Source organism: Streptomyces sp. NPDC093260, from assembly GCF_040683715.1.
GTDB lineage: Bacteria > Actinomycetota > Actinomycetes > Streptomycetales > Streptomycetaceae > Streptomyces > Streptomyces sennicomposti.
The window spans coordinates 96,404-120,640 of record NZ_JBFBEK010000006.1 but is presented as its reverse complement, the minus strand read 5'-3'; the positions used below and the strand labels follow the sequence as shown (position 1 = coordinate 120,640).

The following is a 24,237-nucleotide window of genomic DNA, read 5'->3' as shown; positions in this document are numbered from 1 at the left end:
CGCCATGGACCTCGACACGTTCCGCAAGCTGGCCACCGACCGGCGCGTCATCCCGGTCACCCGCAAGCTCCTCGCCGACGGGGACACCCCCGTAGCCCTCTACCGCAAGCTCGCCGCCGAGCGCCCCGGCACCTTCCTGCTGGAGTCCGCGGAGAACGGCCGCACCTGGTCCCGCTACTCCTTCGTCGGCGTCCGCAGCTCCGCCACCCTCACCGAGAAGGACGGCCGCGCCCACTGGCAGGGCGCCCCGCCGGTCGGCGTCCCCGTCGAGGGCGACCCGCTGGCCGCCCTGCGGGCCACCGTCGAGACCCTGCACACCCCCCGCGACCTCGCCCACGACCTCGGTCTGCCGCCCTTCACCGGCGGCATGGTCGGCTACCTCGGCTACGACATCGTGCGCCGCCTGGAGAAGATCGGCCCCGGCGACCGGGACGACCTGAAGCTCCCCGAGCTGACCATGCTGCTCACCTCCGACCTCGCCGTCCTCGACCACTGGGACGGCACCGTGCTGCTGATCGCCAACGCGATCAACCACAACGACCTCGAGACCGGCGTCGACGAGGCCTACGCCGACGCCGTCGCCCGCCTCGACGCGATGGAGGCCGACCTGTCCAGGGCGGTGCCCCAGCCGCCCGCCGCACTCCCGCCGTCCGAACTGCCCGAGTACACCGCCCGGTGGGGCGGCGCGGACTTCAAGGCCGCCGTCGAGGACATCAAGGAGCGCATCCGCGCCGGCGAGGCCTTCCAGGTCGTCCCCTCCCAGCGCTTCGAGACGCCGTGCACCGCCGGCGCCCTGGACGTCTACCGGGTGCTGCGGGCCACCAACCCCTCGCCGTACATGTACCTGCTGCGCTTCGACGGCTTCGACGTCGTCGGCTCCTCGCCCGAGGCCCTGGTCAAGGTGGAGGACGGGCGGGCCATGGTCCACCCCATCGCCGGCACCCGGCCGCGCGGCGCCACCCCGCAGCGGGACCAGGCCCTCGCCGAGGAACTGCTCGCCGACCCCAAGGAGCGCGCCGAGCACCTCATGCTGGTCGACCTCGGCCGCAACGACCTGGGCCGGGTCTGCGAACCGGGCTCCGTCGAGGTCGTGGACTTCATGTCCGTCGAGCGCTACTCCCACGTCATGCACATCGTCTCGACCGTGACCGGACGCGTCGCGCCGGGCCGCACCGCCTTCGACGTGCTCACCGCCTGCTTCCCGGCCGGCACCCTGTCCGGCGCCCCCAAGCCCCGCGCCCTCCAGATCATCGACGAACTCGAACCCTCCCGGCGCGGCCTGTACGGCGGCTGCGTCGGCTACCTCGACTTCGCCGGGGACTCCGACACCGCCATCGCCATCCGCACCGCCGTGCTGCGTGACGGCACCGCCCACGTCCAGGCGGGCGCCGGCATCGTCGCCGACTCCGACCCGGAGGCCGAGGACACCGAATGCCGCAACAAGGCCGCGGCCGTCCTCCGGGCGGTGCACACCGCCAACCGGCTGGCCAGGTAGGAGGGGTGGGGCATATCTCACGTGCCCGTAAAGAGCCCCGGGTGACGGTTCGCCCCGGGTTCACGCGATAGTGGAGTACGTGACTGCCGTACCTCACCCCCGTACCGAAGCCGCCGCCCCCGCCCGGTCCGGCCGCCGCAGCCTCGCCGTCGCCCTGCTGTGCGGTGCGCTCGGCGCCGCCGTGGCGCTGCTGGCGTCCCGGCAGCGCTGGGCCGAGGGCACCGCGACGGTGGCCGGCGGCGCCTTTCCCCTGACCGTCAAGGGCAGCGAGGTCACGGGCGTGCCCGCGGCGCTCGCCATAGTTGGCCTGGCCGCACTCGTCGCCGTCTTCGCCGTCCGCCGCTCGGGCCGCCTCCTGGTCTCCGCGCTGCTCGCGCTCTCCGGCGTCGGCACCATCGCCGCGGCCGTCTCCGGCGCCTCCGACAACGGCTCCCTGGACGGCAAGGCCGCGCAGGTCTCCGGCGACGCCGCCGCCACCGCCGCCTCGATCGGCCACACCGGCTGGCCCTACGCCGCCGCGGCCGGCGGCGCGCTGCTCCTGCTCGCGGGTCTGCTCGCCCTGCGCTTCGGCCGGTTGTGGCCCGCCATGTCCGGCCGCTACGAGCGCTCCGGCGCGCCCCGGCCCCGAGCGGCGCGCCCGGTCGACCCCGACCGTCCCGAGGACCTGTGGAAGGCCCTCGACCGCGGCGAGGACCCCACCGGCACCGGACCCGCCTGACCAGGGCGCCGCGGCCCGCCCGCGGGCCGCGGCGAAACGCGTGCGCAAGGAGCCACCCCCGATCACCTCCCGTGCGCGGGTACGGGACAATGGACCCGAGCGTCCGGCTCAGACACGTACAAGCAACGAGGAGCAAGTCATGGCGGGCAGCAGCCACGGTCACACCCCGGCCGCCTGGACCGGTGTCATCATCGCCTTCATCGGTTTCTGCGCCGCGGGCGCCTTCATGGTGGCCGCCCAGCCGGTCGGTTTCTGGGCGAGCATGGGCGTCGTGCTGCTCGGCGGTGTCGTCGGCGCCATCATGCGCATGATGGGCCTCGGCCAGAAGAACGAGCACCCCGTCCACCAGATCGCGGGCAAGGGCGAGCCGGCCGGCGCCAAGAGCTGACACCTGTACGGTGCAGCCGCACGGGACGAGCAGGAGGGGCGGCCCGCAGCCGCCCCTCGCGCGTACGGACCCGCGGGCGCGCGGCCGCCCGGCGCGCCGGGCAGAATGCCAGGCGTGAACGCCGAGAGCCGAGCGCTGCCGCCGGGACAGCAGTCCCTCCTCGGACGGCTCGCCGTCCCCGCCGCGGTGCTGGCCGCCGTCGCCGCCGCCTTCGCCTACGTCGGCGCGGTCGACCCCAACCAGCCCGGCCACTACCCCGCCTGTCCCCTGCTGCGCTACGCCGGCCTCTACTGCCCAGGCTGCGGCGGACTGCGCAGCGCGCACGCCGTCGTCCACGGCGACCTCGCCGCCGCCCTCCACGACAACGCCCCGGCCGTCGCGGGCTACCTGGTCTGCGCCGTGGTGTGGACCGCGTGGGCGGTCCAGGCCGCGCGCGGCCGGCGGCTGCGCCTGGACCCGCGCCCGGTCCACCTGTGGAGCGCGCTCACCCTGCTCGCCGTCTTCACCGTGCTGCGCAACCTCCCCGTCGGCGCCGCGCTCCACCCCTGACCGGGGAGCCGCCGTCCCGCGACCCGGTCCGGCCGCTGTCCAGGTCGTGGGACCGTGCTCCACCGGATGCGAGGCCGACGCCCTCCTGCGGATACCATCGCAGTGACCGCCGGTTCCGCCCGTTTCACCGCCAAGCGGACGCCGGGGGCCGATCCGACCCGCTGGAACATCCCACCGTCTGGAAGGGGGCCGCTCGCGTGAGTGTGCTCGACGAGATCATCGACGGAGTCCGTGCCGACCTTTCGGAGCGGCAGGCGCGCGTCAGCCTCGAAGAGCTCAAGGAGCGCGCGGCGAAGGCTCCGGCCGCCAAGGACGGTGTGGCCGCGCTGCGCGGCGACGGCGTCAAGGTGATCTGCGAGGTCAAGCGCTCCAGCCCGTCCAAGGGCGCGCTGGCCGCGATCGCCGACCCGGCCGGACTCGCCGCGGACTACGAGGCGGGAGGCGCCTCCGTCATCTCGGTCCTGACCGAGCAGCGCCGCTTCGGCGGCTCGCTCGCCGACCTGGAGGCGGTCCGCGCCCGAGTGGACATCCCGGTCCTGCGCAAGGACTTCATCGTCACGTCGTACCAGCTCTGGGAGGCCCGCGCCTACGGCGCCGACCTCGCCCTGCTGATCGTCGCCGCCCTCGACCAGCCGGCCCTGGAGTCGCTGATCGAACGCGCGGCGTCCATCGGGCTCACCCCGCTCGTGGAGGTCCACGACGAGGACGAGGTGGAGCGCGCGGTGGACGCCGGGGCCAAGGTCATCGGCATCAACGCCCGCAACCTCAAGACCCTCGAGGTCGACCGCGACACCTTCGAGCGCGTCGCGCCGGAGATCCCCGACCACATCGTCAAGATCGCCGAGTCCGGCGTGCGCGGCCCGCACGACCTGATCGCGTACGCCAACGCCGGCGCCGACGCCGTTCTGGTCGGCGAGTCCCTGGTCACGGGCCGCGACCCCAGGACCGCGGTCGCCGACCTGGTGGCGGCCGGCACCCACCCCGCACTGCGGCACGGCCGCGGCTGACCTCCCGGTAGGCTGTCCCCGATGACGCTCACCATGACCCCCGTGGACCGGTACGCCCGCCTCGCGCGCGGCTGCCGGCCCCGCGGCTGCCGCGCCCCGGCCCGCCGGGTCCACGGCCGCCGGGTGAGGTACGTCATCGGCGACGAGCCAGGGCAGGTGAACGGCCGCCGATGGCACCGCGCCCCCTGAGGGGCGCGGGGCTGTGCCCGAACACGCGGCTTTGCCGCAGGAGCGCGACCGGCCACTGACGGCGCGCGGCCGATGGACGAAACCCCGCCCCCACGGCGAACAGTGTCTTCTCCCACGCACTCACCGTGAGGTACTGGCATGCCCAGCAACTACTTCTTCCCCGACCCTGAGGGGCAGGTCCCCAGCGCCGAGGGCTACTTCGGCGCCTACGGCGGCAAGTTCATCCCGGAGGCGCTCGTCGCCGCCGTGGACGAGGTCGCCGTCGAGTACGACAAGGCCAAGGCCGACCCCGAGTTCGCCCGCGAGCTGGACGAGCTGCTCGTCCACTACACCGGCCGCCCCAGCGCCCTGACCGAGGTGCCCCGCTTCGCCGAGCACGCCGGCGGCGCCCGGGTGTTCCTCAAGCGCGAGGACCTCAACCACACCGGCTCGCACAAGATCAACAACGTGCTCGGCCAGGCGCTGCTCACCAAGCGCATGGGCAAGACGCGGGTGATCGCGGAGACCGGCGCCGGCCAGCACGGCGTCGCCACCGCCACCGCCTGCGCGCTGTTCGGCCTGGACTGCACGATCTACATGGGCGAGATCGACACGAAGCGGCAGGCCCTGAACGTCGCCCGGATGCGCATGCTCGGCGCCGAGGTCGTCGCCGTGAAGTCCGGCAGCCGCACCCTGAAGGACGCCATCAACGAGGCGTTCCGCGACTGGGTCGCCAACGTCGACCGCACCCACTACCTCTTCGGCACCGTCGCCGGGCCGCACCCCTTCCCGGCCATGGTCCGCGACTTCCACCGGGTCATCGGCGTCGAGGCCCGCCGCCAGCTCCTGGAGCAGGCCGGCCGCCTCCCCGACGCCGCCGTCGCCTGCGTCGGCGGCGGCTCCAACGCCATCGGCCTCTTCCACGCCTTCATCCCCGACGCGGACGTCCGCCTCATCGGCTGCGAACCCGCCGGGCACGGCGTGGAGACCGGCGAGCACGCGGCCACCCTGACCGCCGGCGAGCCCGGCATCCTGCACGGCTCCCGCTCCTACGTCCTCCAGGACGACGAGGGCCAGATCACCGAGCCGTACTCCATCTCGGCCGGCCTGGACTACCCCGGCATCGGGCCCGAGCACTCCTACCTCAAGGACTCCGGGCGCGGCGAGTACCGCGCGGTCACCGACGACGCGGCCATGCAGGCGCTGCGCCTGCTGTCGCGCACCGAGGGCATCATCCCGGCGATCGAGAGCGCCCACGCCCTGGCCGGCGCCCTGGAGGTCGGCAAGGAGCTGGGCAAGGACGGACTGATCGTCGTCAACCTCTCGGGGCGCGGCGACAAGGACATGGACACCGCCGCCCGCTACTTCGGGCTGTACGACACCGACGCCGAGGTCGCCGCCGACCAGGCCGACACCGCCGAGATCGAGGGAGACGCCAAGTGAGCGGGAACGTCCAGCTGCTGACCGACACCCTCGCCGCCGCCCGGGCCGAGGACCGCTCCGCGCTCATCGCCTACCTCCCGGCCGGCTTCCCGACCGTGGACGGCGGCATCGAGGCGATCAAGGCCGTCTTCGACGGCGGCGCCGACGTCGTCGAGGTGGGCCTGCCGCACAGCGACCCGGTCCTGGACGGGCCCGTCATCCAGACCGCCGACGACATCGCCCTGCGCGGCGGCGTCCGGATCGCGGACGTGATGCGGACGGTGCGCGAGGCCCACGCCGCCACCGGCAAGCCCGTCCTCGTCATGACCTACTGGAACCCGATCGACCGCTACGGCGTCGAGCGGTTCACCGCCGAGCTGGCCGACGCGGGCGGCGCCGGCTGCATCCTGCCCGACCTGCCGGTGCAGGAGTCCGCGCTGTGGCGCGAGCACGCCGACAAGCACGGCCTCGCCACCGTCTTCGTCGTCGCCCCCAGCAGCAGGGACGCCCGGCTCGCCGAGATCACCGCGGCCGGCTCCGGCTTCGTCTACGCCGCCTCCCTGATGGGCGTCACCGGCACCCGCGAGTCCGTCGGCGAGCAGGCCCAGGACCTGGTGAGGCGCACCCGGGCAACCGGCACCGGCCTGCCCGTCTGCGTCGGCCTCGGCGTCTCCAACCCGGCGCAGGCCGCGGAGGTCGCCGGCTTCGCCGACGGGGTGATCGTCGGCTCGGCGTTCGTCAAGCGGATGCTGGACGCCCCCGACGAGGCGGCCGGCGTCGAGGCCGTCCGCACCCTCGCCGGTGAGCTGGCGCGCGGGGTGCGCGGACAGGCGTAGCACAAGATCGCATCACCCGAAGGGGTGGACCTGGGACCGGGGAGGCGCAATGCGCCTCCCCGGTTCGTTCTGGTGGTGTGAGCGAGAAGAACCATGACGCAAAGCGCACCGCCCGGCAGCGGCTGGCGGTCGAGCGGGAGAAGCAGAAGGCCTCGGAGCGCCGGCGGCGCACGCTGATCGTGGCCGCGAGCGTGGTCTGTGTGCTGGGCCTGGCCACGGTGATCGGCGTGGTCGCGGCGAACGCCGGCAAGAGCGGCTCCGGCTCCGGTCCGGTCGCCGCGCCCTCCGGGGCGCTCGGCAAGGACGGCCTCGCCATCCCGGTCGGCCAGGACGGCGCCAAGTCGACGCTCACGGTGTGGGAGGACTTCCGCTGCCCGGCCTGCAAGGCCTTCGAGGCGGCCTACCGACCCACGCTGCACGAGCTCACCGGCGCGGGCAAGCTCCGGATCGAGTACCACCTGGTCCGGCTGATCGACGGCAACCTCGGCGGTACCGGCTCGCTGCGCGCCGCCAACGCCGCCGCCTGCGCGCAGGACGCCGGCAAGTTCCCCGCCTACCACGACGTGCTCTACGACAGCCAGCCCGAGGAGACCGACGACGCCTTCGCCGACAACGGCAAGCTGATCAAGCTGGCCGGCAAGGTGAACGGCCTGGACACGCCCGCCTTCCAGAAGTGCGTCAAGGACGGTGTGCACGACAGCTGGGTCGGCAAGTCGAACAAGGCGTTCCAGGCCGGCGGCTACTCCGGCACCCCGACCGTCCTGCTGGACGGCAAGAACATCATCGAGGACCGCTCGATGACCCCGGCCAAGCTGAAGCAGACGGTGGAGGCGGCGAACAAGGGATGAGCGGTGCGCACGGGACGGGCGAGGGGCGGCCAGGGACGGACGGCGGGCAAAGGATGGGCAAGGAATCGGCGAGGACCGCGTCCGGCGGCGGGCGGCGGACCGGTGAGGCGGGCCCCTGTTATGGACCCGTAGCCGGGTTGCCCGCCGTGGCCCGGCTCCGGCTGCGGTAGCGTCGACCCTGCCATGGAACTTGCCTACATTCCCAGCCCGTCGCACGGAGTGGTCTACCTCGGACCCGTTCCGCTGCGCGGCTACGCTTTCTGCATCATCATCGGCGTCTTCGTCGCCGTCTGGCTCGGCAACAAGCGCTGGGTCGCCCGGGGCGGGCGGTCCGGCACGGTCGCCGACATCGCCGTCTGGGCCGTGCCGTTCGGCCTGGTCGGCGGCCGGCTCTACCACGTGGTCACGGACTACGAGCTGTACTTCAGCGACGGCCGTGACTGGGTGGACGCCTTCAAGGTGTGGCAGGGCGGCCTCGGCATCTGGGGCGCGATCGCGCTCGGCGCGCTCGGCGCGTGGATCGGCGCCCGGCGCCGGGGCGTCCCGATGCCCGCCTACGCCGACGCCGTCGCGCCGGGCATCGCCTTCGCGCAGGCCATCGGCCGCTGGGGCAACTGGTTCAACCAGGAGCTGTACGGCCGGGAGACGCACGTTCCGTGGGCGCTGCACATCACCTCCTCGGCGGACGGCCGGGTCCCGGGGTACTACCACCCGACGTTCCTGTACGAGTCGCTGTGGTGCGTCGGTGTCGGCCTGCTGGTCATCTGGGCCGACCGCCGCTTCAAGCTCGGACACGGCCGGGCCTTCGCGCTCTACGTCGCCGCGTACTGCGTGGGCCGCGGCTGGATCGAGTACATGCGTGTGGACGACGCCCACCACATCCTCGGCCTCCGGCTGAACGACTGGACCGCGCTGATCGTCTTCCTCCTGGCAGTGGTCTACATCTGGGTGACCTCGAAGAAGCGGCCGGGCCGGGAAGCCGAGGTCGAGCCGGGCGCTGCCGCGGACGCCGCGGGTGAGGCGGCCGGTGCCGAGGCGGGCACCGACGCCGAGGGCGACGCCGGGTCGGGTGGCAAGAGCGACGGCGCCTCGAAGAGCGAGGACGCCGGGACGCCGGCCACGGAGGCGGAGAGCGCCGCCCCGGAGGACGCCGGTCCCGAGGACGGCGCCGATCTGAAGGACGACGTCGGCGTGAAGGACGGCGCCGGCTCGGCCCAGCAGGGCTGACCGGACGGTCTCGCAGGGTCGTAGGCAGTCGTAGGGCGCCCCCCGGATTCCGGGGGGCGCCCTCGGCGTGTGCGGCGGCGGCCGCCGCGCGGTGCGCCGCGGTCAGTATCTGCGGGCCAGGGCCAGGGTGCGCCGGGCCGCCGCGACCACCGCCGCGTCGATGAAGCGGCCGTCGCTGAGGGCCTGGGCGCCCCGGTCGGTGGTGGCCGCCTTGATGATCGTCTCGGCCTCCTCCAGTTCGCGGTCGGTCGGCAGATAGGCGCGTTCGATGATCGGCAGCTGGCGGGGGTGGATGGCCGCCCGGCCGAGGAACCCCAGGGCGCGGCCCCGGGCGCAGGAGGCCGCCAGACCCTCCAGGTCCCGGATGTCCGGGTGCACGGACTGGGCGGGCGGGGCGAGACCGGCCGCGCGGGCGGCCACGACCACCCGGGCCCGGCACCAGTCCAGCCCGGCGTCCCGCCGCACCCCGAGATCGGCCCGCAGATCCGCCTCGCCGATCGAGACGCCCCGCAGCGCGGGGTGCGCGGAGGCGATCGCGTAGGCGTGCTCGATGGCGAGGGCGTTCTCCAGGAGGGCGTAGAGCGGAGGACCGGAGGCGTCGGCAGCCGCCCCCGGCCCGGGCGCCCCTCCCGGTGCCGGTTCTGCCGCCGGACCGCCGCCCGGCCGAAGGCCGGAGCCGTCGCCGGGCGGCAAGACCGCGCTGTCGACCGGGGGGAGGGCGGCGCCCCCGCTTGGCGGGGGCGTGCCCAGCCAGGGCGGTGTGCCGTCGCCCGGCGGTGTCACGGGGCCGTGGTCCTGCGGGAGGCAGGTGGCGCAGCCCCGCGGGAGTCCGTGGTCCTGCGGCACGGGTGAGCCGTGGCCGCGCGGAACCCCGAGGCCGTGACTCGGCGAAGCCCCGCAGCGGTGGCCTCGCGAAGCTTCGTGACCGTAGCCCTGTGCGGTCCGGGGGCGGTAGTCCTGCGGTGGCCCGGGGGAGTGGTCCCGTGGCGGTGCGGAGCCGTGGCCCCGGGCCGTTTCGGGGTCGTAGCCCTGCGGGGCCTCGGGGCCGTGGCTCCGGAAGGAAGCACCGGGATCGTGACCCTGCGGCGTGTCCCAGGCGCGGCCCCGGTGGGTGCCGTCCGGCGGGGCCTCCGCGCGGGAGGAGGCGTGGGGCGGGCGGCCCGCCGCCTCCGTCCGGCGGGCGACCCGTACGATCTGCTCCGCCGACGTCACCTTCGGCAGCCGCAGTCCGGCCAGGCCCGGCTGGGGTGCCACCGCCGCCAGGTCCGCCGCGGCCAGCGGACCGTCGAGCGCGTTGACCCGGACGTGGACCGGGACGGGCGGCGGCTCGGTGAGCAGTTCGGCGGTGGCGGCCCGGGCGTACTCCTTGCGGTCCGGGGCGACCGCGTCCTCCAGGTCGATGACCACCACGTCGGCGCCCGAGGCCAGCGCCTTGGCGACCACGTGCGGGCGGTCGCCGGGTGCGTAGAGCCAGGTCAGCGGGAACGCGGCGGTGGGCGTCACAGGGCGCCCTCCGCCCGCAGCGCGGCCAGTTCGTCGGCGGTGAGTCCCAGCTCGGTCAGCACCGTGTCCGTGTCCGCGCCGTGCGGCCGGCCCGCCCAGCGGATCGCACCGGGGGTCGCCGACAGCCGGAACAGGACGTTCTGCATCCGCAGCCGCCCCAGTTCCGGGTCGTACAGCGTGGCCAGGGTGCCGAGGGCCTGGTACTGCGGGTCCGCCATCACGTCCCGGACGTCCTGGATCGGGGCGATCGCCGCCTCGGCCTTCTCGAAGGCGGCCATCACCTCGGTGCGGGTGTGCCGGGCGATCCAGCCGCCGACCGCCTCGTCCAGCACGTCCGCGTGCGCGGCCCGCTCCGCGCCGGTCGCGAACCACGGCTCCTCGATCAGCTCGGGGCGGCCCACCAGGCGCATCACGCGTTCGGCCACCGACTGCGCCGAGGTGGAGACGGCGACCCAGGTGCCGTCCGAGGTGCGGTAGGTGTTGCGCGGGGCGTTGTTCTGGGTGCGGTTGCCGGTGCGCGGCTGGACGTAGCCGAGCTGGTCGTACCAGAGGGGCTGCGGACCGAGGACGGTCAGGATCGGCTCGATGATCGCCATGTCCACGATCTGGCCCTCGCCGGTGCGCTCCCGGGCCGCGAGCGCGGTCAGCACCGCGTACGCCGTCGCCAGGCCCGCGATGGAGTCGGCGAGCCCGAACGGCGGGAGCACGGGCGGCGCGTCCGGTTCGCCGGTGATCGCGGCGAAGCCGCTCATCGCCTCGGCCAGGGTGCCGAAGCCGGGCCGGGTGGCGTACGGGCCGAACTGGCCGAAGCCGGTGACCCGGGCCAGGACCAGACGCGGGTTGGCCGCCGACAGCTCGGGCCAGCCCAGTTCCCATCTCTCCAGGGTCCCGGGGCGGAAGTTCTCGACGATCACGTCCGCGCCGGCGGCCAGCCGCAGCAGGGTCGCGCGGCCGCCCGGCTTGGACAGGTCCAGGGTGATGGCGCGCTTGTTGCGGCCCAGCAGCTTCCACCACAGCCCGACGCCGTTCTTCGACGGGCCGTGGCCGCGGGCCGGGTCGGGCTTGGCGGGATGCTCCACCTTGACGACCTCGGCGCCGAAGTCGCCGAGCAGCATGGCGGCGATCGGCCCGGCGAACAGGGTGGCGAGGTCGAGGACGCGCAGCCCGGCCAGGGGCGGGGCGGTGCGGGCGCCGGACGAGGGGTCCGGGCCCGGGCCGACGCCCGGTTCGGGCCCGGGGTTCGGACCGGTGTCGGTGTTCGGGCCGGGGTTCGGGCCGGTGTCGGTGTCCGGATCGGGTGTGCCGGTCGGGTGCGGCGTCGGCGTCATCGGCGGGACGCCTCCCGATGGGTGAGGCGGGCCAGGGCGTCGAAGCCGCTGCCGTCGAAGTCGCCGATGGACGTGGCCAGCCGGTTCTTCAGCGGAGCCGTCCAGTTCTCGGGCAGCGCGGCCGGGGAGCCGGCCAGCGCTGCGGCGACCGACCCGGCGGTGGCGCCGTTGGAGTCGGTGTCCCAGCCGCCGGACACCGCCCGGCAGACCGAGCCGGTGAAGTCGCCGTTCGCATGGGTGAGCGCGGCGGCGATCAGCGCGGTGTTGGGTACCGCGTGCACCCAGTGGTAGGTGGCGGCGTGGGCGGTGTGCAGTTCGTCGACGACGGTGTCGAAGTCCTCGTGGACGGCGGCCAGTTCGATGGCGTGCCGGACCGCGCGGGCGAGCCGGGAGCCGGGCGGCACGACGGTCAGCCCGGCGGCCAGGCAGGCGTGCACGTCGTGGGCGCCGCTCGTCGCGGCCGCGATGACGGCGGCGGCGAACATGGCCGCGTGGACGCCGTTCGCCGTGTGGGTGAGGGTGGCGTCCCGGTGCGCCTGCTCGGCGGCGGCCGCCGGGTCGCCCGGGTTGGTCCAGCCGTGCACGTCGGCGCGGATCAGGGCGCCGATCCACTCCCGGAACGGATTGCGGTGGCGGGCGGTGCGGGGCGGTTCGATGCCGAGGAGGAGGTTGCGGTAGGCGACGCGCTCCGCGGTGAAGGCGCGGCCGGCGGGCAGCTCGTCCAGCCACAGCCGGGCCACGTCGGCGGTGGTGAAGCCCTTGCCGCGGCGTCGCAGCAGGAGCAGGTTGAGCAGCGGGTAGTTCAGGTCGTCGTCCTCGGGCATCCCGTCGATGTTCTCGGCGAGCGAGGTGGCCGCGGAGCGGCGGTTCCAGGGGTATCTGGCGGCCAGGTCGTCGGGGACGCCCCGGGCGGTGAACCAGGTGCTCAGCGGCCAGTTGCCGGTGGCGCGGGCGAGTTGGCGGATGGCGTCGAGGGGGAGCTTCTCCACCGGCTTGCCGAGCAGACACCCCACGGCCCGCCCCAGCCAGGCGGCTTCCAGCCGGTCCGGGTCCGCGGCGTGCGGAACGGCGGACGCCGTGGCGCCGGGAGTGGTGGTGCCGGACCGGGAGGGTGCGAGGGGGCCGGACGCGGTGAGCGCTGTGGGGTCCGAAGTGCCGGACACGGCGGGTGCGGTGGGCGCCGCGGCCCCCGAACCTCCGTAGGGGGCGGGCCAGTTGGGGCACAGTGCCTTGATCGCCGCCAGGTCCGTCGGTTCCGCGTCCGCCAGGCTGCTCGGCAGTTCGGCGAGTTCGTCCAGGAGGTCCTCGGCCAGCAGGCGCAGATAGCGGGAGGCCGGCTCCGGCGAGGCGCCCGCGCGGGCCGGGGCCTCGGGGCCGCCGGCCGCCCGCCATCGCGCGGCCACCGCCTTCGGCTCGCGGCCGTCCTGCGCCGCCTGGCGCAGTTCGTGGCCGAGCAGGTCCTCCGGCTGGACCCAGGTCAGTCGGAGCATTCCGGGCCTCCCATCCCGGCGAACGCCCGCTCATGGGCGCGCCGGCGTCGTACGTCCTTCTCGAAGACTTCCCGGGCCACGCCGGCCAGGGTGCGCGCCGGCTCCCACAGGTCCAGCCGGCTGGCCTCGGCCACCGTCTTCGCCCATGCCCCGGGGACCGGCGAGCCGAGCGCGCCCGCCAGGGCGCCGGCCATGGTCGCGATGGAGTCGCAGTCGCGGCCGTAGTTCACCGCGCCGAGCACGGCGTGCCGGAAGTCGCCGCGCGCGACCGTCAGCATGCCGAGCGCGACGGGCAGTTCCTCGATCGCGTGCAGCCGGGACGGGCGGCGGGCGCCCAGTGAGGGGGCGCGGTAGTCGGGGCCGACGGTGTCGTACGGGGCGACGGCCGCCCGCAGCGGGCCGAGCGCCGACTCGAAGTGGGTGTGGTCGCGGGCCACGTCGCACACCGCCTCGATGGCCGCGCGGGTGCCGTCCTTCGCCAGCGCCAGGCAGGTCGTCACGACCGAGTCCGGGGTGGCGCCCGGCGTGCAGGCCGCGGCCACGGCGGCCGCCAGCACGCCCGCCGCCTCGCGCCCGTACGACGACTGGTGGGCGCCCGCGACGTCCAGCGCCTCGGCGTACGCGGCCTCCGGATTGGCCGCGTTGACCAGGCCGACGGGGGCCATGTACATCGCGCCGCCGCAGTTGACGATGTTGCCGGTGCCTGCCTCGCGCGGGTCCACATGGCCGTAGTGCAGCCGGGCCACCAGCCACTTCTCCGCCAGGAAGATCCGTTGCAGGGGCAGCGCGTCCGCCTCCAGCTCGGGGATCCAGCGCGGCTCGGTCATCAGGTCGGGGACCAGGTGGTCGGCGATCGCGTAGGCGTCGAGGTGGTCGCGGACCCGGGCGTAGACGCGCACCAGCGCGTGGGTCATCAGGGTGTCGTCGGTGACGTGGCCGTCGCCCTTGTGGTACGGCGCGATCGGGCGGGCGGTGCGCCAGTCGTCGCCGTTCCAGGGGCCGACGACGCCGTGCACCCGGCCGCCGTGGCGCTGGAGGATCTGGTCGGGGGAGTAGCCCTCGACGGGCCCGCCGAGCGCGTCCCCGACGGCGGCGCCGACGAGCGCCCCACTGATCCGCTCGTCCAGCCCGGACCCACCCACCCGCTCCCCGCACACCCCGGCCCCGCGCTGACCGGCCCCGGACGGCTCGGCGCCGTGCGGGGCGGCCCGGGACGGATCCGTACCGCAGCCCTCTCCCCGGCGTCCTTCTCCCTTTTCGGTCGTCATGCCCGAATCATCCTCCCGAGGGGGCGGGTCGCGCGGCTTCCAGCAGTCCGGCGAGTTCCACCAGGTCGGTGCCGGTGAGCCGGGGGAGCACGCAGCCGGACAGGGTGCGGCAGGCCTCCCGCCAGGAGGCCGGGACCGCCTCGCCGCCGCCCAGGGCGCCGGTCAGCGCGCCGGCCAGGGCCGGGGCGGAGTCGGCGAGGCGGGACAGGCAGGCCGCGGCGGGCAGCGCGTGAGCGATCCGGCCGCCCGCGGCGACCGCGAGGGCGAGGGCGACCGGGACGGTCTCGGCGGCGGCGACCCCGTAGCTGTAGACGTGGTCGACGATCTGGTGCTCCAGCAGCGGGACGAGCGCGAACGCGCCCTCGCCGGTGCGGACGAGGCCGAGGGCGTGCCGGGCGTTGCGGCCGATCTCCGTCTCCGCGGGCAGTTCGGCCAGCGCGGCGGTGACGCAGTGCTCGACCTCGGCCCCGGTGAGGGCCAGCGCGAGCGCCGCCGCCATCGCCCGGGCGCCGTGCACGCCGTCGCCGTCCTGGGTGTAGCGGGCGTCGAACTCGGCGAGTTCGGCGGCGCGGCGCGGATCGCCCGGGTGGGCGACGGCCAGGGCGCAGGCCCGCACGCAGGCCGCGTCGTCGAAGTAGTGGGGGTTGTCGTGACCGGTGGCGGGCGGGCGCAGCCCGGTGGCGAGGTTGCCGAGGCCGGCCCGTACGGAGATGCGGGCGCGCAGCGGCAGCACGGCGGACTCGATCTCGGGCGCGCGGTCGGCCGCCGCCGCGACCTCGGCGGCCACCGTGTTCCAGGTGAGGTCGATCGCGGCCCGTACCCGGCGGTCCCGGCTGAGGTCGCCGAGCGCGTCGTCGTCGCCGGCCCTGAGGACGGCCTCCGCCGCGAACGCCGCCCACTCGGCGTCGTCGGAGGGGCCGAGGCGCAGCGGTCCGGGGGGCTGGTTGAGGGCGATGGGGACGGGCAGGGTGGTGGTCGCGTTCTGCTCGGCGAAGGTGTCCAGCTCGCGGGTGAGGCGCCGGGTCCACTCGGGCATCCGCGCGGCCCGGTGCCGGGCGGCGGGCCAGCCGGCGGCGTCTCCGGCGGCGAGCCCGAGCAGCAGCCCCTCGATCCGCCGTGGCCCGCTCACCCGCCCGCCTCGCCGTCGTCGGCGGCGTCGGCGGTGAGGACGTAGTCGCCGGGGGCGTCGGGCCGTACGGCACCGGAGGCGGGCGGCGCGGCTTCGGCGCGCGCCTCGGTGACGGGCCGTACGACCGCCACGCGGGGCTGCCTCGGCGCGCGCCGTTCGGTTTCCGCCGCGGTCACCAGCAGGTCCGCCACGTCCAGTACGTGCCGGCCGGCCATGGAGGGCAGGCAGCTGCCGCGGGCCGGGCCGATGGCGGCCGCCCATTCCTCGGGGACGGCGGCCACGCCCCGCGTCGCGCCGGCCAGCGCGCCCGCGACGGCGGCCGTGGTGTCGGCGTCGCGGCCCATGTTGACCGCGGTGAGGACGGCGGCGCGGAAGTCGCCGTCGGCGGTGGCGTAGGCGCCGAAGGCCAGGGCGACCGCCTCCGGGGCGAGGTCGGTCCAGGGGTAGCCGCCGACGACGACCGCGGAGCGCACCGCGCGTTCGCCGCGGTGGGCGGCGGCCGTGGCCCGGCGCAGGGTGCGGGCCGTCCAGGAGTCGTCGGGCACGACGGCGAGCGCGGCCGCGACGACCGCGACCGGCTCGGCGCCCGCCATGGCCGCCGCGACCCCGGCGGCCACCGCCCGCCCGCCGTGGATGCCCTCGCCCTCGTGGCTGACCGAGCCGTCGATCGCGACCAGGCGGGCCGCCTCGGCGGGGCGCCCGGCGGCGAACACCCCGAAGGGCGCCGCCCGCATGGCCAGGCCGTCGCTCCAGGCGTGCCGGTGCTGGGCGGAGACGGGGGCGGCGAGTCCCCGGCGGAGATTCTCCAGGGTGCCGCGCTCGCTGAAGCCGGCGCCTCGGAAGGGGCCCTCGGCGCGGTCGGCGATGTGCTCGTGCCAGGCGGCCTCGACATGGGCGGGGGTGAGGGCGGAGCCGTGCCGGGCGAGCAGCAGGCCGGAGAAGAGGGCGTACTCGGTGTCGTCGGTGCCGGCCGGGCGCTCGGTGACGTAGCCGGTGATGCGGCCCCAGCGGGCGCGGATCTCGGAGGGCTTCAGGTTCTCGGCGGGCGCCCCGAGGGCGTCCCCGACGGCGAGGCCGAGCAGCGCGCCGCGCGCCCGGTCGCGGAGGCGGGCCGCGGGGACGCCGGCGCTCGATGCCATCGCGGGCTCTCCTCTCCGGGGCGCCGGGCGGGCGCGGAACCCTTGGCGGAACCCCTTACCGGAAGGTGTCCCCGGTGCGGCGGCCGACGCAGCCTCGCGGCCCCCAGCATCACCCGTACGACATCTGTGCGCATCACATCTCGGATGAGCGCCATGAGGTGAAAGCACAGCTTAGACCAGCCTTTCCTTGCTGGCGGGCGCGGAATCGCGGGCGTAGATTGATTGTTGTCGAAAAGTAGAACCAGTCCAAAAGCAAGCCTTGCCTAAGCACTCTGGGGGAACCTGTGGCCATCCTCGACACCGAAGCGCCGCTCCACGAGGCGCACCGCGACAACCACACGCACCGCGATGTGAACGGCGGTTGGCTGCGCCCGGCGGTCTTCGGTGCGATGGACGGTCTGGTCTCCAACCTCGCCCTGATGACGGGCGTCGCGGGAGGCGCCGTCAGTCAGCACACCATCGTCCTGACCGGACTCGCGGGCCTGGCCGCCGGAGCCTTCTCCATGGCCGCCGGCGAGTACACCTCCGTCGCCTCCCAGCGCGAGCTGGTCGAGGCCGAGCTGGCCGTCGAGCGGCGCGAGCTGCGCAAGCACCCGCAGGACGAGGAGGACGAGCTGGCCGCCCTGTATGCGGCTCGGGGCGTGGAGCCCGAGCTGGCCCGCGAGGTCGCCCGCCAGCTGTCCAAGGACCCCGAGCAGGCCCTGGAGATACACGCCCGCGAGGAGCTGGGCGTCGATCCGGGCGACCTGCCCTCCCCGCTGGTGGCCGCGGTCTCCTCGTTCGGCTCGTTCGCGCTCGGCGCCCTGCTGCCGGTGCTGCCCTGTCTGCTCGGCGCCACCGCGCTGTGGCCGGCCGTGCTGCTCGCCCTGATCGGGCTGTTCGCCTGCGGTGCGGTGGTGGCCAAGGTGACCGCGCGCACCTGGTGGTACAGCGGTTTGCGCCAGCTTGTCCTGGGTGGTGCCGCCGCCGGTGTGACGTACGCCCTCGGTAGCCTGTTCGGAACGGCCGTAGGATGAGGCGACTGGTACCTATGCGTCGGACCGTATAAGTACCCGTTACCGGCTGGTTTCGAGTGACGTGCCACCGGGCATGAGCCGTAAGCGCTGCGGGCAACGACGCCTGCCGCGCACCCTCGCGCAGGCGGGCGACCATGCCGCCCGCCCCGCCCCCCGGGCCTCGACGGACCCCGATCCGACCGATCTCGTCGTCGCCGGCCCGCCCCCTGAAACCAGCGCCGCCGGAAGCGGAACCCCCGCCGCCGACCCCCCTTCGGTGTCCGCATGTTGGAACGGAGTATCCGGTTCCCGAGAACCGTTCCATCATGTAACCTGCACGAAATTTCGCACTTACGCAGAGGGCCAACGTCGTCCCTCGGCACCAGCACATGCCAGATGACGACGACGGGAGAGCCGATGCGTACGCCGCGCCAGCCGTCCCAGCACTCCGAGAACGGCCAGAACTGGTCGTTCATGGATGCTCGCCCTGCTGCGCAGGGTATGTACGACCCCCGCAACGAGCACGACGCCTGCGGCGTCGGCTTCGTGGCCACCCTCACCGGCGAGGCGAGCCACGCGCTGGTCGAGCAGGCGCTCACCGTGCTGCGCAACCTCGAGCACCGCGGCGCCACCGGCTCCGAGCCCGACTCCGGAGACGGCGCGGGCATCCTCTCCCAGGTGCCCGACGCGTTCCTGCGCGAGGTGGCCGGATTCGAACTGCCCGCCGCCGGCGGCTACGCGGTCGGCATCGCCTTCCTGCCCGGGGAGGGCACCGAGGACGCCGTCTCGCGCATCGAGACCATCGCCGCCGAGGAGGACCTCACCGTCCTCGGCTGGCGCGAGGTCCCGGTCGCCCCCGAACTGCTCGGCGCCACCGCCCGCTCCACCATGCCGGTCTTCCGCCAGCTGTTCGTCACCGACGGCGCGACCGAGGGCATCGCCCTGGACCGCAGGGCGTTCGTGCTGCGCAAGCGCGCCGAGCGCGAGGCCGGCGTCTACTTCCCCTCGCTGTCGGCCCGCACCCTCGTCTACAAGGGCATGCTCACCACCGGGCAGCTGGAGCCGTTCTTCCCGGACCTGTCCGACCGCCGCTTCGCCTCGGCCATCGCGCTCGTCCACTCCCGCTTCTCCACCAACACCTTCCCGAGCTGGCCGCTGGCCCACCCCTACCGGTTCGTCGCCCACAACGGCGAGATCAACACCGTCAAGGGCAACCGCAACTGGATGGTGGCCCGCGAGTCGCAGCTCGCCTCCGAGCTGTTCGGCGGCAAGGACGACCTGGAGCGGATCTTCCCGATCTGCACCCCGGACGCCTCCGACTCCGCCTCCTTCGACGAGGTCCTGGAACTGCTCCACCTCGGCGGCCGCTCGCTGCCCCACTCGGTGCTGATGATGATCCCGGAGGCCTGGGAGAACCACGCCTCCATGGACCCGGCCCGCCGCGCCTTCTACCAGTTCCACTCCACGATGATGGAGCCCTGGGACGGCCCCGCCTGCGTCACCTTCACCGACGGCACCCAGGTCGGCGCCGTCCTCGACCGCAACGGACTGCGCCCGGGCCGCTACTGGGTCACCGACGACGGCCTCGTCGTCCTCGGCTCCGAGGTCGGCGTCCTCGACATCGACCCCGCCAAGGTCGTCCGCAAGGGCCGCCTCCAGCCCGGCCGCATGTTCCTCGTGGACACGGCCGAGCACCGCATCATCGAGGACGACGAGATCAAGGCGCAGCTCGCCGCCGAGCAGCCCTACGCCGACTGGCTGGAAGCCGGCGAGATCGAACTGTCCGACCTGCCCGAGCGCGAGCACATCGTCCACACCCACGCCTCGGTCACCCGCCGCCAGCAGACCTTCGGCTACACCGAGGAAGAGCTGCGCGTCATCCTCGCCCCGATGGCCAAGGCCGGCGCCGAGCCCATCGGCTCCATGGGCACCGACTCGCCCATCGCCGCCCTCTCCGAGCGCCCGCGGCTGCTCTTCGACTACTTCACCCAGCTCTTCGCGCAGGTCACCAACCCGCCGCTGGACGCCATCCGCGAGGAACTGGTCACCTCCCTGCGCAGCTCGCTCGGCCCGCAGGGCAACCTGCTGGAGCCCACCGCGGCCTCCTGCCGCAGCGTCGTCCTGCCCTTCCCGGTGATCGACAACGACGAGCTGGCCAAGCTCATCCACATCAACGCCGACGGCGACATGCCCGGCTTCAAGGCCGCCACCCTGTCGGGCCTCTACCGGGTCTCCGGCGGCGGCGACGCCCTCGCCGCCCGCATCGAGGAGATCTGCGCCGAGGCCGACGCCGCCATCGGCAACGGGGCCCGCCTGATCGTCCTGTCCGACCGGCACTCCGACGCCGAGCACGCGCCGATCCCGTCGCTGCTGCTCACCGCGGCCGTCCACCACCACCTCATCCGCACCAAGCAGCGCACCCACGTCGGGCTGCTGGTCGAGGCCGGCGACGTCCGCGAAGTCCACCACGTCGCCCTGCTCATCGGCTACGGCGCCGCCGCCGTCAACCCGTACCTGGCGATGGAGTCCGTCGAGGACCTGGTCCGGGCCGGCACCTTCCTGCCCGGCATCGAGACCGAGCAGGCCATCCGCAACCTGATCTACGCCCTCGGCAAGGGCGTCCTGAAGGTCATGTCCAAGATGGGCATCTCCACCGTCGCCTCCTACCGCGGCGCCCAGGTCTTCGAGGCCGTCGGCCTGGACGAGTCCTTCGTGGAGAAGTACTTCAACGGCACCGCCACCAAGATCGGCGGCGTCGGCATCGACGTCGTCGCCAAGGAGGTCGCCGCCCGCCACGCCAAGGCCTACCCCGCCTCCGGCATCGCCCCCGCGCACCGCGCGCTGGACATCGGCGGCGAGTACCAGTGGCGCCGCGAGGGCGAACCGCACCTGTTCGACCCGGAGACGGTCTTCCGCCTCCAGCACTCCACGCGCTCCGGCCGCTACGACATCTTCAAGAAGTACACCTCCCGGGTGAACGAGCAGTCCGAGCGCCTGATGACGCTGCGCGGCCTGTTCGGCTTCAAGTCCGACCGCGCGCCGATCTCCGTCGACGACGTCGAGCCGGTCTCCGAGATCGTCAAGCGCTTCTCCACCGGCGCCATGTCGTACGGCTCCATCTCCAAGGAGGCGCACGAGACCCTCGCCATCGCCATGAACCAGCTCGGCGGCAAGTCGAACACCGGCGAGGGCGGCGAGGACCCGGACCGCCTGTACGACCCGGCGCGACGCTCCGCCATCAAGCAGGTCGCCTCCGGCCGCTTCGGCGTCACCAGCGAGTACCTGGTCAACGCCGACGACATCCAGATCAAGATGGCCCAGGGCGCCAAGCCCGGCGAGGGCGGCCAGCTGCCCGGCCACAAGGTGTACCCGTGGGTGGCCAAGACCCGGCACTCCACGCCGGGCGTGGGGCTCATCTCCCCGCCGCCGCACCACGACATCTACTCCATCGAGGACCTGGCCCAGCTGATCCACGACCTCAAGAACGCCAACCCGGCCGCCCGCATCCACGTGAAGCTGGTCTCCGAGGTCGGCGTCGGCACGGTCGCGGCCGGCGTCTCCAAGGCCCACGCGGACGTCGTGCTCATCTCCGGCCACGACGGCGGCACCGGCGCCTCCCCGCTCACCTCCCTCAAGCACGCGGGCGGCCCCTGGGAGCTCGGCCTCGCCGAGACCCAGCAGACCCTGCTGCTCAACGGCCTGCGCGACCGCATCGTCGTGCAGACCGACGGCCAGCTGAAGACCGGCCGCGACGTGGTCATCGCCGCGCTGCTCGGCGCCGAGGAGTTCGGCTTCGCCACCGCCCCGCTCGTCGTCTCCGGCTGCGTCATGATGCGCGTGTGCCACCTGGACACCTGCCCGGTCGGCATCGCCACCCAGAACCCGGTGCTGCGCGAGCGCTACGCCGGCAAGGCCGAGCACGTCGTCAATTTCTTCACCTTCATCGCCGAAGAGGTCCGCGAGATCCTCGCCGAGCTCGGCTTCCGCTCCGTCGAGGAGGCCGTCGGCCACGCCGAGGCCCTCGACGTGACCCGCGCGGTCGACCACTGGAAGGCGCAGGGCCTGGACCTGGAACCGCTGTTCCACGTCCCCGGCCTGCCCGAGGGAGCGGTGCGCCACCGCATCGTCGCCCAGGACCACGGCCTGGAGAAGGCACTCGACAACGAGCTGATCAAGCTCGCCGCCGACGCCCTGTCCGCCGACTCCGCCACCGACGCCCAGCCGGTGCGCGCCCAGGTCGCCATCCGCAACATCAACCGCACGGTCGGCACCATGCTCGGCCACGAGGTGACGAAGAAGTTCGGCGGCGCGGGCCTGCCCGACGACACCATCGACATCACCTTCACCGGCTCGGCCGGCCAGTCCTTCGGCGCGTTCCTGCCGCGCGGCGTCACGCTGCGCCTGGAGGGCGACGCCAACGACTACGTCGGCAAGGGCCTGTCCGGCGGCCGGATCGTCGTCCGCCCGGACCGCGGCGCCGACCACCTCGCCGAGTACTCCACCATCGCCGGCAACACCATCGCCTACGGCGCCACCGGCGGCGAGCTGTTCCTGCGCGGCCGCACCGGCGAACGGTTCTGCGTCCGCAACTCCGGCGCCACGGTCGTCTCCGAGGGCGTGGGCGACCACGGCTGCGAGTACATGACCGGCGGCCACGCCGTCGTCCTCGGTGAGACCGGCCGCAACTTCGCGGCCGGCATGTCCGGCGGCATCGCCTACGTCGTCGACCTGGACCGCGACAACGTCAACTCCGGCAACCTCGACGCGATCGAGGCGCTGGACGAGACGGACAAGCAGTGGCTGCACGAGGTGGTGCGCCGCCACCAGGAGGAGACCGGCTCCACCGTCGCCCAGAAGCTGCTCGCCGACTGGGACGCCGCAGCCGAGCGCTTCAGCAAGATCATCCCCAGCACGTACAAGGCAGTGCTCGCCGCCAAGGACGCCGCCGAGCGAGCCGGTCTCTCCGAGACCGAGATCACCGAGAAGATGATGGAGGCGGCGATCAATGGCTGACCCGAAGGGCTTCCTCAACCACGGCCGCGAGGTCGCCAAGACCCGCCCCGTCACCGAGCGCGTCAAGGACTGGAGCGAGGTCTACGTCCCCGGCTCGCTGCTGCCGATCATCAGCAAGCAGGCCAGCCGGTGCATGGACTGCGGCATCCCGTTCTGCCACAACGGCTGTCCGCTCGGGAACCTCATCCCCGAGTGGAACGACTACGCCTACCGCGAGGACTGGGCCGCCGCCTCGGAGCGCCTGCACGCCACCAACAACTTCCCCGAGTTCACCGGGCGGCTGTGCCCCGCCCCGTGCGAGTCGGCGTGCGTGCTCGGCATCAACCAGCAGCCGGTCACCATCAAGAACGTCGAGGTCTCGATCATCGACAAGGCGTGGGAGACCGGCGACGTCGCCCCGCAGATCCCCGAGCGGCTGTCCGGCAAGACCGTCGCCGTCATCGGCTCGGGCCCCGCGGGCCTGGCCGCCGCCCAGCAGCTCACCCGGGCCGGCCACACCGTCGCCGTCTACGAGCGCGCCGACCGCATCGGCGGCCTGCTGCGCTACGGCATCCCCGAGTTCAAGATGGAGAAGCGGCACATCAACCGCCGCATCGAGCAGATGCGCGCGGAGGGCACCCGCTTCCGCACCGGCGTCGAGGTCGGCCGCGACGTCCTGGCCACCGACCTGAAGAAGCGCTACGACGCCGTCGTCATCGCCGCCGGCGCCACCACCGCCCGCGACCTGCCGGTGCCCGGCCGTGAACTCAAGGGCGTGTACCAGGCCATGGAGTACCTGCCGCTGGCCAACAAGGTCCAGGAGGGCGACTACGTCAGCCCGCCGATCTCCGCCGAGGGCAAGCACGTCGTCGTCATCGGCGGCGGCGACACCGGCGCCGACTGCGTGGGCACCGCCCACCGCCAGGGCGCGGCCTCGGTGACCCAGCTGGAGATCATGCCCCGACCGGGCGAGGAGCGGAACCCGCTCTCCCAGCCGTGGCCGACCTTCCCCATGCTCTACAAGGTCACCTCCGCGCACGAGGAGGGCGGCGAGCGGGTCTACTCCGTCTCCACCACCCACTTCGAGGGCGACGCCGACGGCAACGTCCAGTGGCTGCACCTGACCGAGGTCGAGTTCGTCGACGGCAAGCTCACCCCGAAGCCGGGCACCGAGCGCAAGATCCCCGCCCAGCTCGTCACCCTCGCCATGGGCTTCACCGGCACCGACCGCGCCAACGGCATGGTCGAGCAGTTCGGCCTGGAACTCGACGAACGCGGTAACATCGCCCGCGACGCCGACTTCCAGACCAACGTGCCCGGCGTGTTCGTCGCCGGCGACGCCGGCCGCGGCCAGTCGCTCATCGTGTGGGCGATCGCCGAGGGCCGCTCCGCCGCCCGCGGCGCCGACCGCTACCTCACGGGCGCCAGCGAGCTGCCGGCCCCGATCCGCCCGACGGACCGCGCGCTGATGGTCTGACGGCGACACAAGACGTCCCGTACAACGACGTACGGGCGGGCCGTGCCGAGGGGCTTCCCCCTCCAGACGGGCCGCCGGCGCCTGCCCACCGTCCCCGACCGGACCCCGGGCAGGCGCCGACGCATGTCCGGGGCCCGGTCGGGGAGACGAGGGCGGCGCCGTCCAGGACCCCTGAGGCGTCGGTGAGCCCCGTCCCCTTCGCGCGACGGCGAGTTGGGGGAGAGCGCTTCCGGTCCGGTGTGTCCCTCATCCCGGTCA

General features: G+C 74.0%; 18 protein-coding genes and 2 pseudogenes. 13 read left to right on the top strand and 7 right to left on the bottom strand.

Going from position 1 to position 24,237, the window contains the following annotated elements; genetic code table 11:
* The first annotated feature begins 4 nt into the window (after positions 1–4).
* From AB0N63_RS10050 to lgt, 10 genes are all read left to right on the top strand, one after another.
* Positions 5–1,495, top strand: a complete 1,491-nt coding sequence (locus tag AB0N63_RS10050) for an anthranilate synthase component I (RefSeq protein WP_365526679.1) — start codon at positions 5–7, stop codon at positions 1,493–1,495.
* A gap of 70 nt (positions 1,496–1,565) precedes the next feature.
* Positions 1,566–2,213 carry a TIGR02234 family membrane protein gene (locus AB0N63_RS10045; protein ID WP_365526677.1) on the top strand — a complete coding sequence of 216 codons (648 nt, stop codon included), beginning with the start codon at positions 1,566–1,568 and terminating at the stop codon, positions 2,211–2,213.
* Positions 2,214–2,352: 139 nt separating this feature from the next.
* Positions 2,353–2,601, top strand: a complete 249-nt coding sequence (locus tag AB0N63_RS10040) for an HGxxPAAW family protein (protein WP_019984366.1) — start codon at positions 2,353–2,355, stop codon at positions 2,599–2,601.
* Between the two features lie 105 nt (positions 2,602–2,706).
* A complete protein-coding gene (locus AB0N63_RS10035; protein WP_365526675.1) occupies positions 2,707–3,150 on the top strand; it encodes a DUF2752 domain-containing protein in 444 nt (147 codons plus the stop codon).
* A 197-nt stretch (positions 3,151–3,347) separates the two neighbouring features.
* The gene (gene trpC, locus AB0N63_RS10030) at positions 3,348–4,157 is read left to right on the top strand and encodes an indole-3-glycerol phosphate synthase TrpC (RefSeq protein WP_365526672.1); all 810 of its coding nucleotides are present in this window, start codon (positions 3,348–3,350) and stop codon (positions 4,155–4,157) included.
* Between the two features lie 21 nt (positions 4,158–4,178).
* A complete protein-coding gene (locus AB0N63_RS10025) occupies positions 4,179–4,346 on the top strand; it encodes a hypothetical protein (protein WP_365526670.1) in 168 nt (55 codons plus the stop codon).
* A gap of 138 nt (positions 4,347–4,484) precedes the next feature.
* A complete protein-coding gene (gene trpB, locus AB0N63_RS10020) occupies positions 4,485–5,768 on the top strand; it encodes a tryptophan synthase subunit beta (RefSeq protein ID WP_365526667.1) in 1,284 nt (427 codons plus the stop codon).
* A complete protein-coding gene (trpA, locus tag AB0N63_RS10015) occupies positions 5,765–6,583 on the top strand; it encodes a tryptophan synthase subunit alpha (RefSeq protein WP_365526665.1) in 819 nt (272 codons plus the stop codon). Before trpB ends, trpA begins: the two co-directional genes overlap by 4 nt.
* A 77-nt stretch (positions 6,584–6,660) precedes the next feature.
* Positions 6,661–7,431 carry a thioredoxin domain-containing protein gene (locus AB0N63_RS10010; RefSeq protein ID WP_365526663.1) on the top strand — a complete coding sequence of 257 codons (771 nt, stop codon included), beginning with the start codon at positions 6,661–6,663 and terminating at the stop codon, positions 7,429–7,431.
* Positions 7,432–7,614: 183 nt separating this feature from the next.
* Positions 7,615–8,658 carry a prolipoprotein diacylglyceryl transferase gene (gene lgt, locus AB0N63_RS10005; protein ID WP_365526661.1) on the top strand — a complete coding sequence of 348 codons (1,044 nt, stop codon included), beginning with the start codon at positions 7,615–7,617 and terminating at the stop codon, positions 8,656–8,658.
* 102 nt (positions 8,659–8,760) lie between these two features.
* Here lgt and AB0N63_RS10000 read toward each other — a convergent pair.
* From AB0N63_RS10000 to AB0N63_RS09970, 7 genes and pseudogenes are all read right to left on the bottom strand, one after another.
* A pseudogene (locus AB0N63_RS10000) lies at positions 8,761–9,246 on the bottom strand (aldolase/citrate lyase family protein); the annotation flags it as partial.
* A gap of 591 nt (positions 9,247–9,837) precedes the next feature.
* Positions 9,838–10,161 (bottom strand): annotated as a pseudogene (locus AB0N63_RS09995) (aldolase/citrate lyase family protein); the annotation flags it as partial.
* Complete coding sequence (locus tag AB0N63_RS09990) at positions 10,158–11,489, bottom strand: CoA transferase (RefSeq protein WP_365526659.1); 1,332 nt, start codon at positions 11,487–11,489, stop codon at positions 10,158–10,160. The pseudogene AB0N63_RS09995 and the gene AB0N63_RS09990, both read right to left, overlap by 4 nt.
* Complete coding sequence (locus AB0N63_RS09985; protein ID WP_365526656.1) at positions 11,486–12,979, bottom strand: ADP-ribosylglycohydrolase family protein; 1,494 nt, start codon at positions 12,977–12,979, stop codon at positions 11,486–11,488. The genes AB0N63_RS09990 and AB0N63_RS09985 overlap by 4 nt, the downstream gene beginning before the upstream one ends.
* Positions 12,967–14,247: an ADP-ribosylglycohydrolase family protein gene (locus tag AB0N63_RS09980; RefSeq protein WP_365526654.1), complete on the bottom strand. Its 1,281-nt coding sequence runs from the start codon at positions 14,245–14,247 to the stop codon at positions 12,967–12,969. The genes AB0N63_RS09985 and AB0N63_RS09980 overlap by 13 nt, the downstream gene beginning before the upstream one ends.
* A gap of 7 nt (positions 14,248–14,254) precedes the next feature.
* Positions 14,255–15,376 (bottom strand): ADP-ribosylglycohydrolase family protein, encoded by a 1,122-nt coding sequence (locus tag AB0N63_RS09975; RefSeq protein WP_365526651.1) that lies wholly within the window; start codon positions 15,374–15,376, stop codon positions 14,255–14,257.
* Complete coding sequence (locus AB0N63_RS09970) at positions 15,373–16,515, bottom strand: ADP-ribosylglycohydrolase family protein (RefSeq protein ID WP_365526649.1); 1,143 nt, start codon at positions 16,513–16,515, stop codon at positions 15,373–15,375. The genes AB0N63_RS09975 and AB0N63_RS09970 overlap by 4 nt, the downstream gene beginning before the upstream one ends.
* A 284-nt stretch (positions 16,516–16,799) precedes the next feature.
* Between AB0N63_RS09970 and AB0N63_RS09965 the strand changes: the two genes are divergently transcribed.
* The 3 genes from AB0N63_RS09965 to AB0N63_RS09955 all read left to right on the top strand — a co-directional run bounded on the left by AB0N63_RS09965 (position 16,800) and on the right by AB0N63_RS09955 (position 23,979).
* Complete coding sequence (locus tag AB0N63_RS09965) at positions 16,800–17,531, top strand: VIT1/CCC1 transporter family protein (protein WP_365526646.1); 732 nt, start codon at positions 16,800–16,802, stop codon at positions 17,529–17,531.
* 480 nt (positions 17,532–18,011) lie between these two features.
* Entirely contained in the window at positions 18,012–22,523 is a 4,512-nt protein-coding gene (gene gltB / locus AB0N63_RS09960) for a glutamate synthase large subunit (RefSeq protein ID WP_365527039.1), read from the top strand.
* Positions 22,516–23,979: a glutamate synthase subunit beta gene (locus AB0N63_RS09955; RefSeq protein WP_365526643.1), complete on the top strand. Its 1,464-nt coding sequence runs from the start codon at positions 22,516–22,518 to the stop codon at positions 23,977–23,979. The genes gltB and AB0N63_RS09955 overlap by 8 nt, the downstream gene beginning before the upstream one ends.
* Positions 23,980–24,237 lie beyond the last annotated feature (258 nt).

What these genes read in the sequence shown, in the direction of transcription:
- AB0N63_RS10050 (WP_365526679.1), top strand. Translation starts at nt 5, where the DNA reads ATGGACCTCGACACGTTCCGCAAGCTGGCCACCGACCGGCGCGTCATC.
- AB0N63_RS10040 (WP_019984366.1), top strand. Translation starts at nt 2,353, where the DNA reads ATGGCGGGCAGCAGCCACGGTCACACCCCGGCCGCCTGGACCGGTGTC.
- AB0N63_RS10035 (WP_365526675.1), top strand. Translation starts at nt 2,707, where the DNA reads ATGCCAGGCGTGAACGCCGAGAGCCGAGCGCTGCCGCCGGGACAGCAG.
- AB0N63_RS10025 (WP_365526670.1), top strand. Translation starts at nt 4,179, where the DNA reads ATGACGCTCACCATGACCCCCGTGGACCGGTACGCCCGCCTCGCGCGC.
- trpB (WP_365526667.1), top strand. Translation starts at nt 4,485, where the DNA reads ATGCCCAGCAACTACTTCTTCCCCGACCCTGAGGGGCAGGTCCCCAGC.
- lgt (WP_365526661.1), top strand. Translation starts at nt 7,615, where the DNA reads ATGGAACTTGCCTACATTCCCAGCCCGTCGCACGGAGTGGTCTACCTC.
- AB0N63_RS09990 (WP_365526659.1), bottom strand. Translation starts at nt 11,489, where the DNA reads ATGACGCCGACGCCGCACCCGACCGGCACACCCGATCCGGACACCGAC.
- AB0N63_RS09985 (WP_365526656.1), bottom strand. Translation starts at nt 12,979, where the DNA reads ATGCTCCGACTGACCTGGGTCCAGCCGGAGGACCTGCTCGGCCACGAA.
- AB0N63_RS09980 (WP_365526654.1), bottom strand. Translation starts at nt 14,247, where the DNA reads ATGACGACCGAAAAGGGAGAAGGACGCCGGGGAGAGGGCTGCGGTACG.
- AB0N63_RS09970 (WP_365526649.1), bottom strand. Translation starts at nt 16,515, where the DNA reads ATGGCATCGAGCGCCGGCGTCCCCGCGGCCCGCCTCCGCGACCGGGCG.
- gltB (WP_365527039.1), top strand. Translation starts at nt 18,012, where the DNA reads ATGTACGACCCCCGCAACGAGCACGACGCCTGCGGCGTCGGCTTCGTG.
- AB0N63_RS09955 (WP_365526643.1), top strand. Translation starts at nt 22,516, where the DNA reads ATGGCTGACCCGAAGGGCTTCCTCAACCACGGCCGCGAGGTCGCCAAG.